This is a genomic window from Paenibacillus polymyxa, assembly GCF_015710975.1.
In the GTDB taxonomy this organism is placed as follows: domain Bacteria; phylum Bacillota; class Bacilli; order Paenibacillales; family Paenibacillaceae; genus Paenibacillus; species Paenibacillus polymyxa.
Window position 1 is genome coordinate 138,880 of sequence record NZ_CP049783.1, and the last position, 14,729, is coordinate 153,608.

8 protein-coding genes and 1 pseudogene are annotated in these 14,729 nt (G+C 45.8%); 1 reads left to right on the top strand and 8 read right to left on the bottom strand.

Going from position 1 to position 14,729, the window contains the following annotated elements; translation table 11 throughout:
- Positions 1 to 26 precede the first annotated feature (26 nt).
- A pseudogene (locus tag G7035_RS00725) lies at positions 27 to 2,395 on the bottom strand (endonuclease MutS2).
- 153 nt (positions 2,396 to 2,548) lie between these two features.
- On the opposite strand from G7035_RS00725, the gene G7035_RS00730 reads away from it, so the two are divergent.
- On the top strand, positions 2,549 to 2,908 hold the full coding sequence (locus G7035_RS00730; RefSeq protein ID WP_016820537.1) for a phage holin family protein: 360 nt from the start codon (positions 2,549 to 2,551) through the stop codon (positions 2,906 to 2,908).
- Positions 2,909 to 3,057: 149 nt separating this feature from the next.
- On the opposite strand, the gene G7035_RS00735 is transcribed toward G7035_RS00730, so the two are convergent.
- The 7 genes from G7035_RS00735 to G7035_RS00765 form a co-directional block, all read right to left on the bottom strand.
- Entirely contained in the window at positions 3,058 to 5,082 is a 2,025-nt protein-coding gene (locus G7035_RS00735) for a DNA repair ATPase (RefSeq protein WP_017426638.1), read from the bottom strand.
- Between the two features lie 208 nt (positions 5,083 to 5,290).
- On the bottom strand, positions 5,291 to 7,738 hold the full coding sequence (gene pheT / locus G7035_RS00740) for a phenylalanine--tRNA ligase subunit beta (protein WP_019686696.1): 2,448 nt from the start codon (positions 7,736 to 7,738) through the stop codon (positions 5,291 to 5,293).
- A 28-nt stretch (positions 7,739 to 7,766) separates the two neighbouring features.
- Positions 7,767 to 8,798 (bottom strand): phenylalanine--tRNA ligase subunit alpha, encoded by a 1,032-nt coding sequence (pheS, locus tag G7035_RS00745; RefSeq protein WP_016820540.1) that lies wholly within the window; start codon positions 8,796 to 8,798, stop codon positions 7,767 to 7,769.
- 448 nt (positions 8,799 to 9,246) lie between these two features.
- Positions 9,247 to 11,097: a ribosomal protection-like ABC-F family protein gene (gene abc-f / locus G7035_RS00750; RefSeq protein WP_019686695.1), complete on the bottom strand. Its 1,851-nt coding sequence runs from the start codon at positions 11,095 to 11,097 to the stop codon at positions 9,247 to 9,249.
- Positions 11,098 to 11,458: 361 nt separating this feature from the next.
- A complete protein-coding gene (locus tag G7035_RS00755) occupies positions 11,459 to 12,496 on the bottom strand; it encodes a pectate lyase family protein (RefSeq protein WP_019686694.1) in 1,038 nt (345 codons plus the stop codon).
- A gap of 678 nt (positions 12,497 to 13,174) precedes the next feature.
- Positions 13,175 to 14,224: a hypothetical protein gene (locus tag G7035_RS00760; RefSeq protein ID WP_019686693.1), complete on the bottom strand. Its 1,050-nt coding sequence runs from the start codon at positions 14,222 to 14,224 to the stop codon at positions 13,175 to 13,177.
- Between the two features lie 13 nt (positions 14,225 to 14,237).
- Positions 14,238 to 14,699: a hypothetical protein gene (locus tag G7035_RS00765; RefSeq protein ID WP_147288164.1), complete on the bottom strand. Its 462-nt coding sequence runs from the start codon at positions 14,697 to 14,699 to the stop codon at positions 14,238 to 14,240.
- Between the last annotated feature and the right edge of the window lie 30 nt (positions 14,700 to 14,729).

The window sequence follows — 14,729 nt, forward strand, 5'->3', positions numbered from 1 at the left end:
AAGCGTTCTCGGTCAGCAACCCATATCTATTCCAATTCAGCAACCGTTACACCCGTGCCGCCTTCATTGTAGTTACCGATACGGTAGCTTTTCACATGCTTATGCTTGCGAAGGTACTCCTGAATACCAGTTCTCAGGACCCCCGTACCTTTGCCGTGAATAATGTATACCTGACCCAGATTGGCTAAAAACGCTTCATCCATGAAGCGGTCCACCTCCATCAGCGCTTCCTCCACGTTTGCCCCCGAAGGTCAAGTTCACTTCGCACGTTATCATCCCGTGTCCGCTTAACGCCAGTCACTGGCTTTTGGACCTTTGGAGTAGTCGTTGGGGCTGGTTGCAGCAGCTCCAGATCATCCAGACTGACCTTCATTTTCATGATACCCAGTTGAACGATAGCTTCCTTGCTGCCAGTTAGTTCAACCACATGGCCTTTTTTATTCAGACTGTGAACTGATACTTCATCGCCAGCCATGATGGAACGAGTACGCGGAGTCGCCGGACGTTTGACTGTACTTTTCTTACGTTGTTTCGGTTCTGCTTCATCCAGTTCTCTACGAGCTGCAATCAGCTTGTGCTCCTTAACCGAGGCTCCCTCTTCCTGAGCCAATTTACGCAAATCCGTAATGATTTTCTCTGCTTCACTACGAGCCTTATCCACGAGAACTCTTGCTTCGTCTTCGGCCTTTTCTAGCATACGGTCCCGTTGTGACTCCAGCTTATCTAGCTCGGTCTTATGACGTGTACGCAATACTTCCATTTCCTTACGCAGCTGCTCTGCTTTTTCCCGTTCTTGCTCAGCGGTCAAACGGTTCTGCTCCAGTGACGCAATCATGTGCTCGACGCGCTGGTCTTCTTCGGTTACCTCACCACGGGCATAGTCTAATATACGTCCTGGTAATCCCAATCGCTCGGCAATAGCAAAAGCGTTACTTCGCCCAGGTACACCAACCAGAAGGCGGTAAGTCGGGCTTAATGTAGCGACATCAAACTCCATACTTGCATTAATAATTCCTTTGCGCTCATAGGCATACGCCTTCAATTCACTATAGTGAGTCGTCGCCACCATGCGGCAACCCAGAGCATGTATATGCTCCAGAATAGATACAGCCAGGGCAGAACCTTCTGCCGGGTCCGTTCCTGCTCCCACTTCGTCAAGCAATACAAGACTTTTGGGTGTCATATTTTTCAAGATGCTAATAATATTGGTCATGTGACTGGAAAATGTACTCAAGTTTTGCTCAATGCTCTGCTCGTCACCAATATCGGCATAGATTGCATCAAACACGCAGAGCTGGCTTTCATCCTCAACAGGCACAAACAGTCCAGACATCGCCATCAAGCTTAGCAGACCTATCGTTTTCAGGGTAACGGTTTTCCCCCCTGTGTTCGGTCCGGTAACGATAATGGAGGTGTACGAATTACCCAGTTCCACATCTATGGGAACGACCTGTTCCAACGGAATTAGAGGGTGTCTACCCTTTTTCAGCTTCAAGTACCCGCGATCATTCATTAAGGGAAGCGTTGCCTTCATTTCACGAGCGAGACGAGCTTTCGCAAAAATAAAATCAAGATTGCCTAAAATATCCACATCATACAGCAACATATCCGCTTGTTCTGCGACAAGTGCGGTCAGCTTTTGTAAAATGACTTCAATTTCACGCTCTTCTCTCAGCCTGGTTTCCCTCAGCTTGTTGTTCATGGCCACGATGGATTCTGGCTCGATAAACAAGGTTGCGCCAGACCCGGATTGATCATGCACAATTCCGCCAAAATAAGAACGGTATTCGGCCTTGACCGGGATGACAAACCGATCTCCACGAATCGTAATCAACTGATCCTGAAGCATTTTGGACACAGTTGAGGAACGAATCATGGAATCCAGCTTTTCACGAATACGCACTTCACCGGAGCGCAGTTCCCGGCGAATTTGTGAAAGCTCTGTACTGGCAGAATCCAGTACCTCTGCATTTTCGTCAATACAGCCTTTAATGGAGTTTTCCAAACTTCTTTGTTCCGAAAGTTGCTCACTCCAATACAGCAATGTTTCAACCGGATTTTCCTCATGCAAACTTGTTACATACACCTGTATACGGCGTGCAGCTTGAACCGTTGTCCGAATACCATGTAACTCCTGCGGACTTAACGTTCCTCCAATACGGGCACGCTTCACCGTAGGAGTGATATCCACCACTCCGTTAAATGAAGGCACTCCTTTCAGCCGATCAGCAGCATAGGCCTCATCCGTACCTTTCAGCAATTTCTTGATATGCTCCAAATCATCGCTGGGCTGTAATCGAAGGGCTGTCTGTTGTCCCGTTGCCGTTTGGGCATAGTGACTTAGTTTATTTAGAATTTTTTGATATTCAAGGGTTTTAAAAATTTTAGAGTCCAACTTCACTGCTCCTTTCACTTATATCTATATTATACCGAAAGCAGCAAACTTACGCTATTTGCCAACTCTGCTTTACACATAAGAAAGCTCTTCATGCCACACACTAACCTTTGTCTAACCCTGTTAATTCAAAAAAACAAAGGAGGTTATTCCGTGAGCATTCTTGGGCACATTGTACGTTTCATCGTTGCCGCTCTGGTTCTGATGGTCGTAAGCTGGATCGTTCCCGGATTTAGTGTAGGCGGCTTTTGGAGTGCGCTGATCCTTGCCATTGTCATTGCCTTGATTGGCTATATCGTCGAGGCGATATTTGGTCGACGCGTTTCTCCATTTGGACGCGGTATCGTTGGTTTTCTAGTGAGCGCTCTGGTTATCTGGGTCGCTCAATATGTCGTGGCCCATGTTAGTGTTTCGATTATGGGCGCATTGCTCGCTGCATTGGTTATCGGGATTATCGATCTGTTCATTCCGGTATCGACACCATTTGAAGCCGGGCGCAAGGAAGGGAAATAATTTCGGCAAACACTTCCAGCATAGCTGTCCCGAAGCAGATTCATCTGCCAAAGGACAGCTTTTGGTCATTTATACTTCTTAGCGATACCATAAACAAACAATCCCCGGCCATGAGCAGCCGGGGATTGCCTTACATTTATAATCCGTATCTACTGATCCTGTTCGATAAGCTCAATCCATTCATTATACTCGGTTTGAAGCTTGGTGTATTCTTCCTTTAGTTGACGCAATTCTGTTGAAATCTTCTCTGCATTTTCTCGGTCTACGTCCTGTTGTACTTGTAGTAAACGAAGCTGATGAGCCGCCATTTCATATTTTTGACCTACTTCATCTAACTCAGACTGCAAGGCCATGCGTTCCTGCTCTATGGACTGCTGTTCTGCCTTTGCGGTGTTGGCAGCTTCAACCGCGGAACGAATCTCCTCCTGAAGCTGTTCTTTTTGTTCAATCGTTACCGCTATTTCCCGTTCCCAAGAAGCAAATTCTTCCTTGCGGGCAGCATCTTCAGCTTCCAAACGTTCCGCTTCAGCCTTCAACTGATCGTATTTAAGCTGCCATTCCACAGAGGCCTTCTCAGCACGTTCCAATTCACTTTGCCGGTCATGATTTTCCTGCTGGAGTTGCTTAATATGTTGCTCCAGCTGTCCAGCTCGGCTCTTCATGCTTCCATATTGATCCTGAAGCGATTGATACGCCTTCGCACTCTCTTGCTCTCGGACTTGGGCTTTCTCAAGCTCGTCCTGAACACGAATCAGCTCAGGCGACAGCTCCTTGATTTTCGCTTCAAGTTGAACCAGCCGTTGCTGTTGTGAAGCATATTTATCATTAGCAGCCTCAACCTCAGCCACAGTCTGCTGTAGTTGTTCCTCTGTCGCTTCCTTCTGTTCACGCGCTTCCAGCAGGGAAAGCTCCAACTCATCGGCTGCCAACTGACGTTCTTCTGCAAGCTTCTTCCATGACTTCTCACTTTCAGCCAGCGTAGCCAGCTCGCTTTGCAGCTTGCGAGAAGATACATGAGCTTGCTCCAGCAGCTTCTGCATCCGGCGCTGCTCTTCCTCCAGCTTAGCCGCCTGCTGCTGCGTAGCCTTGGCTTCATTCACCAACTGATCATATCTGCTTTGCAGTTCTTCACGCGCAAGCGTATTTGCCTGCTCCCGCTCTGTTGCTGCCTGTTGCTGTGTTTGCAGTTCAGCCTCCAGCTCGGACTGTTGTTGCTCCAATGCTGCAGCTTGCTCTTGAGCCTTCTCCAGACGAGAAGAAAGCTCTGCATTTCCTGCTTGTACTTGTTCTAATTGCTCCTGAAGCTCCTCCATCCGAATCTCCTGCTCCAGTGCAGCTTCTTCAGCACGTTTCTGCGCTTCCTCATGCTGGAGCTTTTCCTCATTTAGAGCCAATTCAGCCTGTTTACGTTCCTGCTCCAGCTGCTCATTCAGCCCGGAGCATTTGATCTGCCATTCGCTTATCTTCTGGCTATGCTCTTGCTGCAAAGTAGATCGCAAATTGTCCAGCTCTATACGTTTTCGCTCCTGATGAGCCTTTTCCGCAGCGGAAAGCTTAGCTTCAGCCTGTTTAGCCGCTTCGGCTATTTCCTTCTTCAACTGCTCTTCTGTCTGCCGGACACGCGCATTTGCAGCCTCTTGCTGCTCTTTCAGCTTACGAGAAGCCTCTTGACGAGATTCTTCCAATTCACGCTTAGCTTGTTTTTGTGCATTTTCAAGTTCAGCCGCTTTTTTCTCCTGCTGTTCAAGCTTTGCCCTTAGTTCGGCAATTTCCTTGGCTGATGTAGATTCGGTCTCCACCAGTTTCTTCTGCGTCGTTTCTTTTTCTTCCCTCAATTGAACAAGGGCTTGGTGCATATCTGTATTTTTCTGCTGTTGTTCCCCTAGAGCCGTCTGGAGTTGGGCCAGATCTCCCCGGAGCTCCGCCCGTTCCGCTGCCAAGCGGTTCATATGGCTCTGAATCTCCTGAATTTGTACAGCTTCTTCAGCCATATGAACCGCAGCCAGCACGGCAATTCGGGGCATATCCAGACGCGAATGTGCTTGAGAAATGCTGTGCATACGTTCATCTACGTAATTAGCAACCTGCTTCATATAATCGCTATTGCTGCCGACAAGTTTATAAGAAGTACCGTAGATCTCTACAGTGACGCGAGTACGATCTGGTGTAGTCACAATTATGCCCTCCTTCAATACTACTGTATGTTGATTCTAAGGTGTATCCGGTACTAGGGTAACCCGCCTTCCGTGAAGCGTTCAACCTTATTAGTCCGGCTTCCCCGCAGCGGGTGAATATCAGAGTAGAGAGCTTCTATGATGATAGGCCAAAAAGCCGTATCGAACCTCTGTCACTAAGATTCGATACGGCTTCCCGCATTTCCTGCTACTTTCTCAATTCCGCTCCAAAAGTTTGTTCTAGAGACGTAACGACAGGAGAATGCGCCGCATTAATCTCTTCATCCGTCAACGTATGCTCCCAATGACGATAGGTCAGGGAAATAGCCACGCTCTTCTTGTCTTCACCAAGCTTGCTGCCTGTAAATACATCAAACACCCGTGCATCCTGCAACAGTTCTCCGCCTGCAGCGTGAATAACACGAAGCAGTTCACCTGCCTCAACGTCTTTATTCACCACGAGGGCAATGTCACGTTCCACGGACGGGAAGCGAGCCAGCTCTCTGAACTGAATATGGGAGTTTGCATGCTCAACGAGCTGTTGCAACGCGATTTCAGCTACATACGTATCGTTCAGCCCATAGGACTGTTGCAGTTCAGGATGAATCTGCCCAACTGTACCGATCCGTTGGGAGTTTCCGTTCACATCCAGCCATACCGAAGCGGAACGTCCTGGGTGGTAGCTTTGCGGCTGGTCAGCCACATAGCGAATGCTGGCACTTAGTCCAAAATAGTCGAACACTGTTTCAAGCGCACCTTTAATATCAAAGAAGTCGACCTTTTCGGCTCCGATGTTCCATTGTTTTTCACGGCGCACTCCAGTCAGCAGCAGACTCAGCACTTGAATTTCCTGCGGCTGGCGGGTTAATGTTTGCTCTTCTGTATAAAATACAGTTCCCATCTCAAAAATCGCCAGATTATCTTGCTTCCGATTCATGTTGTACACCGCTGTATCCAGCATTTGCGGAATGATGCTTGTACGCAATACACTACGGTCTTCGCTCATAGGCATAGCCAAACGTACCGGATGGCTGCCTTCTGTCAGAGCATTAAATAAAGCTGTGCTTTGCGGATGCACAAAAGAGTAACTGATCGTTTCCTGCCAGCCACCATGAGCCAGCAATCTGCGCAAGGAACGACGCAGGGACTGCGATGCCGTCAAAGCTCCTGGAGTTGTCGGTCCCTCAATAGGCGTGGTTGGGATATTGTCATAGCCATACAGACGTGCCACTTCTTCGATTAAGTCCACATCAATGGTAATATCTCCACGGCGTGTAGGTACTTCAACTTCCAGCACCCCTTGTTCTGCATCGCCACATCCAAAATGAAGTCTACCAAGAATCGTCTTCACCTCAAGCAGGGACAGTTCGGTTCCCAAATATCGGTTTATTTTATCTAGCGACAGCTTGATAATGTGGTTTTTAGCTTTTGCAGAAGCAGACTCTACGATGCCCTGGTGTACAGTGCCCCCTGCATAACGCTGAATCAGCGCAGCTGCACGATTTACAGCAGGTATAACAGCTCCTGGATCAACCTCTTTTTCAAAACGCAGACTTGCTTCCGAACGCAGTCCCAGTTGGCGGGATGTTTTGCGAACGGTACCGCCGTCAAACTTCGCAGATTCCAACGCAATGCTAACCGTCGCATCCGTAACCTCAGAATTGGCTCCACCCATCACGCCTGCCAATGCAATCGGCTTTACACCGTCTGTGATCAACAGCATATGTGGTTCCAGCTTACGCTCCTGATTGTCAAGTGTAATCAAAGTTTCGCCTGTACGAGCAAGTCGCACCTCAATATTTCCATTTTCCAGCTTATCCGCATCAAAAGCATGCAACGGCTGACCATATTCCAGCATAACGTAGTTCGTAATATCTACGATATTGTTTATCGGACGAACACCTGCCGCCATCAGACGGTTTTGAATCCATAACGGTGAAGGGCCCACTTTAACACCTGTGATATAACGCGCTGCATAGTGTGTGCACAGTTCAGGAGTATCTACCTTAACGGACAAGTGATCTGCCGCAGCATCGCTAATTTCCACCAGATCCTTAGCAGGGTCAGCGAGCGAAATGTCACGTCCTAGAATGGCACTTACTTCATATGCAGCTCCATGCATGCTCAGGCAATCCGAGCGGTTGGGTGTCAAATCAAAATCCAGCACCTGATCATCCAGGGCAAGCAGCTTCGTAATTGACGTACCAATTTCAGCATCCTCTGGCAGCACCAAAATGCCTTCCTGCAATTCTTTTGGCAATAGCTTATCATTCATGCCCAGTTCCTTGGCCGAGCAGATCATGCCCATGGACACAACACCACGCAGCTTGGCCTTTTTAATATGAAAATCTCCTGGTAGCTTGGCACCTACAACTGCAACAGGAACCTTTTGACCTGCATCCACGTTCTTGGCACCACACACAATTTGCAGGTCTTCTCCCTGACCCGCATCGACAATACACACATTCAGCTTATCCGCATCCGGGTGCTTTTCCTTGCTTTTGACATAGCCTACAACGACGCCAGTAATTCCTTGGTTACGATGTTCAACTTCATCAATTTCAATGCCCGAACGGGTGATTTTTTCTGCTAGCTCCTCCGCACTCACTTGATCCAGTGATACATACTCGGACAGCCACTCGAATGATACTTTCATATGGGTTCACTTCCCTTGATATAGTTGTTTATTGACGCGCAAACTGCTTCAAGAACGACAGATCGCTGTTATAAAAATGGCGAATATCGTCAATGCCGTATTTCAAAATGGCTATCCGTTCTACACCCATACCGAATGCAAAGCCACTGTACACCTCGGGATCAAAACCACCCATTTCCAGCACTTTCGGATGCACCATACCACAGCCCAAAATTTCAATCCACACGCGCTCGCCGTTTTTCTTCACAAAAGTCACGTCTACTTCAGCACTTGGCTCGGTGAACGGAAAGAAGCTTGGGCGCAAGCGGATTTCGGTCGATTCCCCGAACATTTCGCGTGCAAATTGCAGCAAGGTTCCTTTCAAATCACTCATACGAATGTCTTTTCCAATCACAAGGCCTTCAATTTGGTGGAATTGGAAGGAATGCGTTGCATCGTCATCATCACGTCGGAATACCGTACCCGGACAAATCACCTTAATAGGCGTTTCACCCTTCATCGCCTCCATCGCGCGAATCTGAACTGGTGACGTATGAGTACGCATCAACAGATCCTCGGTCAGGTAAAATGAATCCTGCATATCACGTGCCGGGTGGTTTTTAGGCAGATTCAAAGCTTCGAAGTTATAATAATCGGTCTCTGCCTGTGGTCCCTCAGCCACTCGATATCCCATACCTGTAAAAATATCTTCGATTTGCTCGATCACTTTGTTAAGTGGGTGGAGCCCGCCTTGCGGCATTGCGCGTCCAGGCAACGTAACGTCGATTTTTTCTGCTTGCAGGCGCTCATTCGTTTCTGCTTTCGTGAACTCGTCCTGCTTACGGTTAACGACCTCTTCAATCGCCTCACGCACCTCATTGGCTACCTGGCCAACAACTGGACGCTCTTCCGCACTCAGCTTGCCCATACCGCGCAAAATTTCGGTCAGTGCACCCTTTTTACCCGAATATTTAACTCGTAGATCAGCCAGCTCCTTGGGTGTTTCCACCTTCTCCAATACTTCCAGTGCTTCTTCCTTCAAGGCCAGCAAATGTTCCTTCATTTGGATGGTTTCGCTCATCGCCTGTTCAGTCCCCTTTCTTCATATCCAGCTTTTCAGACAACAAAAAAAGGTCTTTTCTCCCGAAAAGGGACGAAAAGACCGTGGTACCACCCTCGTTAGACAATGAAGTTCAGCTACCCGACGCGTTGCCTTGTGGCAATCAGTACGGGGGTTCATTCATGCTATGCATCATCATCTCGCTCTGCACGTTGTAACGGTCGTGAACCGGTATCCCCTACTTGCACAACCGCCATTTACATGACGCTTGAGGTTCAAGGAACTGCTCCGGAGCGAACTTCAACAGCCCAATATTTGCAGAAACGCTCTCAATCCTACGGCGCTTCCTCCCTGTTCAATCGGACACTGCCTACTCTTCTCCATCAAGACATTTTCTAAATACGAACTATTGTTCATTATTATATGCAAACTACTGCACTTTGGCAAGCAGCGCCTATATTTCATTCCTTCAGATATCGGGATCATTCAACTGATCCAGCTTGGCACGAATGCGCCTGATATCGCTCAAGAGCTCCTCATTTGCTTCACTCGTCCCCGTCATTCCCATCAGTTCGGTAAGACGCAGCTGTAATCGTAGACGTTCCTCCCGCTCTCCCTGATCCTTGGGCTCTCGGATGCTTCTCCGTTCATCTTCTTGTTTTTCGTCGGCCGTCCCCTCGTAGATTTCATATCCGCCCCCCGGCTGCATATCGAGTAATCGAGTTGACGTACAACGCACCAGCTCCCGGTCATGCGAGACGAGTACCAGTGCCCCATCATATCGGCGTAAAGAGTCCTCTACAATTTCACGGGTTTCAATGTCAAAGTAATTCGTCGGTTCATCCAGCACCAGCAGATTGGCTCCACTAAAGTACAGACGCAGAAAAGCTACCCTGCATTTTTCTCCCATACTGAGCGTTCCGATCCTTTTGAATACATCCTCTTTGGCAAATAAAAAACAGCCCAGCACTGTTCTCGCTTTTGTTTGGGTCATGGTTGGGAGTGCAAGCAGACTGTCGAGCAACGTCTGATCCTCTGGAAGCTGCTCCAACTCCTGTGAAAAATACCCGATATTCAACTGTGGGTTGGCTGTGATTTTTCCCGTCTTCGGTTCAAGCTGACCTGTTAATAACCGAAGCAGCGTGGTTTTACCAATTCCATTGGGCCCCCGAACAGCCAAACGCTCCCCACGTGCAACGTTCAGATTTAGATTTTTCACGATGACATGGTCGTCGTAGCTAAAGTCAACCTGCTCAGTACGCAGCAAATATTTAGCCTGAAACCCGCTGTCATTTAATTTCATGTGCAAAGACGGAGCTTCACGTGGTTGCTCTACCCTGTTAGCCTCCAGTCGCTCCAATTCCTTCTCCTTTGCATGATAACGGGAAATATTTTTTTTAGCCTTGGCCTTGTAAAAGCTCTGCGTAATGGCCATTTCAACCTTGGATGCGCTGCGATACGCCTGATGAAACCATTCCCTGTAATTTCGAATCGTTTCCTCCAGCGCCTGTCTCGCCAGTTCCTGCTTCCGATAGCTCGCCTCCTGCTCTCGCAGTTCCCGCTCCTTCTGCGCTTTATATTCCTTATAACCACCTTTATAGCGCTCAATACCTGTGGATGTAAGCTCAACTATACTCGTAGCCACCTGATCCAAAAAGGCTCTGTCATGCGATACAAACAGCAGTGTTCCAGGATACGAGGACAGCCACTGCTCCAGCCAGAGCATACTTTCGGCATCCAAATGGTTGGTTGGCTCATCCAGTACCAGCAGCTTGGGCTGCCTGACCATCAGGCCAGCCAGTCGTACTCTCGTCTTCTGTCCGCCACTCAGATCACCATAAGCAATGGACCACGTCTGTGCAGGCATTCCCATTCGGGTGAGCGCCTTTTCCACCTCAGACTCCCAAGCAAAGCCTTGCAGGCGTTCGTATTCATCCATCAGCTCGCCGTAACGCTCCAGTTGCTGCTCCATATCCTTACCAGCATTGGCTAGGTCAGCTTCCAGCTCTCCCAGCGTTTGCTTGAGACGCCAATGCCGAGGGCTGGCCTGCTGTGCGGCCTCCAGTGCGGTTCGAGACCTATCCACTGTATCCTGCTGCTTCAGCCAGCCTCGCTCTTCCATGGGCAAATCATGTTCTACTTGACCGGAGGTTGGCGCTTCATCTCCCAGCAATATTCGTAATAACGTTGTTTTACCGGCTCCATTTCTCCCAAACAACGCGAGCCGTTCTCCTTCCGTCACATCCATCGACACATTCTCAAATATAGATGTCCCGTTCCATTCCTTGACTACATTGCGAACTCGCAAAATGGTTTTCATACCACGATCATCCTTTCCCAGCCCGGTTTTTACACCGGAAGCAATAAAAAAAGCCGCAGAAGGCTGCGGCTTGCATACAGGAAAATAGAATGACTGCTATGAATTATTTCAGAACATATGCATATGAAAAATAACACCGCGAACGAAAAAAACAAATCCCGTTTCGGAAATATACGCATACGTCCCTACTTTCATTTCAGACACACTTCTCCCGTTGCAGCTTGCAGCCGCCTGCCAGTAACGTGCAGTTGAGTGGGAAAATCAGTGTGCTTACTTCATCGGACGTATGGTTACCTTCCTTTTTATGGGATACTTACTTGCAGTCAGTATAGCAGATCACAGTATTTTTGCAATACCAGTTTTATTTTCCAAATACCAACGTTGTATTGGACGAACCTGCATACTTAGTTACAAATTCTTTAGTATATTCAGGGGTTTGAACTTGATAACTGTAGTTCTTGCTCGGATTCCATCGGGTCACAGGCGATTTTTGGTTGGTGATGGCTGGAAAACTACCTACATCTTTAAATTCACCATTGGCTTTATCATCCAGAATACCACCCTTTTCACTACCTTTTCCAAAATAATTATTTTCGGAATAAATTCGTGCATTGGTTGCTATTGTGTAAGCCAACTGAAAATTATTAATATAATTATTTTTCACATGGAAATATCCATATCTCATCAGACCTGGACCGCGTACAAGTAAGTTTTCAAAATAATTATTAGCAATTGTAATATGCGGCATGCCATCATAATTTTTATTGCTGTCATCTGGATAACCCAGAATAAGGCCATATTTATGATTAGCAAATTTGGAGTTGCTAATGGTTACATAATCAGCCGATTGCCCTATGTACAAAAGCTTGTCCAGATCCGAGCCATTTGCATTATAATTATGACCTGCAAAAGTAACATGATCAATCCAATAATTTGTGCCCGCAGTAAGATATAGCTGGATATCATCATTGCCATTAATGCTGGCGCTGTGCTCAAAAGTTAAATTTTGAAAGATCACATTTCCCGAGTTAGCTGTTGTTTTCAAATGAATATTGATTAGCTTATTTTGCGCATAAGAGCCGATTAGCGATTTGTTGGAACCAATATTGATCACGGTTTTAGAAGAAGCAGAAATATTCTTTTCGATGACCAGAATTTTAGGTGTTGAGTCCCCTAGCTGATTTTTCAATTCGTTTAGATTATTGATATAGATGACCTGACCATTTTTGCCCCCTGTTGTAGCAGGCTTTGAAGCTCCCGTTTCGCTTTTAGCCTGTCCAGCAAAACCAATCATGCCATTCGTCGACGTATTTGGGAAATCAGTCGCAGCGAACGTAGCACTTGCTGAAAAAGTAAAAAACACAAAGGCTAAAGCTAAAAGAAAAGAGATTTTTCTCATCGCAGCTACACCATCCTTTTTTTATATTAAATTCCAATTACGAGACTATACTTTTTTCGCAAAATGGTAAATAGTTCTTTTTATCTGTTTATTTATAGCATATAAGAAAAATATTTAATATTGTATTATTTATCAGCGTGAAAATAGTTCGTAGGAACGCAAAAAGCCGGGATCCCCCATTGGTATCCCGGCTAAAATATATTCTTATTGCAAACAAAATAAAAACCCTTGAGTCACAAGGGTTTCGAAATTTTAAAAATCGTAAGCGGGTGATGGGAATCGAACCCACGCTATCAGCTTGGAAGGCTGATTCCCACCCTATTCATAGGAAGTCAATCTCAGTCAAAAGATAGATGGATTAACGTTTTTAAAGAATAAGGGTAGTCATGAGCAGCATGTACAATCGTTGAATATACAATTGACTGCCCCATAACTGCCCCATATATTAATAAAGAAAACATCAGCCCTTCGGAATAAAAACGAAGGGCTGATTACTTACATTACTTTGACCATGTCCTTAAGCTTAGACAACAAAGTGATGACTAGCTTTAATGGAGGTCTTTTGCTTTATCACATCTACTCTAAATTAAAACTGATCAACGAGAAAGCTCTGCTGAACAATTAGAGTTAGCAGAGTTATTTTGTAATGTGTAAAATCTATAATATTAACAAGTTCTTTTAATAAAGGACTTCCTCAATATCTTCCAAGGTAATAGCATTATCTGAGGCAAGCTGCTTAATTACATCTAAAGCCCAGGCTTTTCTCTGCTGCTCACCCTTCTCAGCAGACCATTCACCATTAATCTTCTCAGCATGATACCTTGATAGCAATCCTGGGAATAGAATGGTGTAGATTAGAATAGACGTTTTGGGGAATTCATCCATAACCGACCCCGTCTCTCCTTCTTTCGAAATGACAGAACGAGAAGAATCAAGTACGCAAGTACAAGAGTTTGTAACTTTAGTAAGAAGCTGCATATCTGGCATTACAATGTGTAATCCACCCTCATAGACGCTCTGATTGATTCCTAATCCTGACAAGGTAGGAAGAGACCCTAGGACTCCCGCACCTTCACTCTTGTTATCATACACTTCTCTTTCTGAGAGTTGAGAAACGGCATGAATATCAATAAGACTTATAATGTAGTCTTCTCTACCTTCGACACTCTGAATATTAATCTTTTGGCCACGTTTGTTAAAGAGCCAATAGAAGAAGTCGCTATCCAGAGTATACTGGGCTAATTTTTCATGTTGAACCTTGCCCCATTCCTCCTTTTTCAATCTTTTGTAACCTTGACCAAACAGAACAGATCTAACCCTTTTTTCTTGGCTTACGCTTACATCAAGAATACAGTAAACTCGGCCATGATTTTCAAAGAAAACAGCATCAACTGTTTTATTAAACACACGGTACTCTCTCGGTAAAACAACTCTTTCATCAATCACAGCTCTTGTTTCACCCAGACTATCTTCATACTTGCCTATAGCAGAAATATAATTATAGTCTTCATCTCCAACTCGAAGAGTTTCCACAGAGAACTCATCACTATCAGCAGGACGCCACTCTATTTGTAACGTTTTTTCGTATGAGGTTAAATCATCTCTATCTGAAAGATAGTCGATAGGTAGATTGTAATCCATCCTTAAAACATCCATTATAGAATCTAGTGTATGTATCTGGTCCATTGCCCAAATAGTCAGACGCTTATCAAAATCAAAGGCTGCCAATATACTTCATCTCCTATCTTCTGAAAAAAACAATCTTATGATTATTTGTTTCAAATTTAATAAATAGTTTCAAGAACCTGGAAGGCTTATTCCCAATGTATAGCTTTGGCTGAACTATCGCACTTAAGTTGTGGGATATATGAATATCGGGATGATCTGCAACAATGTATGGAAATGACTTATTAATAGAGAACTTTCCGCTTCCTGCCCTCATACTTTTTATGAGGAGGCTGATATCTATACTAAAGCCAGTTTCTCCCATTGATACATCATTAAGAAGTAATGAATCAGGCGGTTGGATCAATAACTCATCAGGAGTAGCATGTATAACAATGTTAACTGTTCTTTGCCTTAGAAACCAAATTAGAATTCTCCACCATATGCTACCTCTCCTAACAATCTCGATCGATAAATTAACAGTTCTAAGTGTTTGGTGAGTTTTCATAGCATCGTTTTCTAGTAGAATTGGGGTCACATCAACTCCACCACCTAATCTACTTTCTTG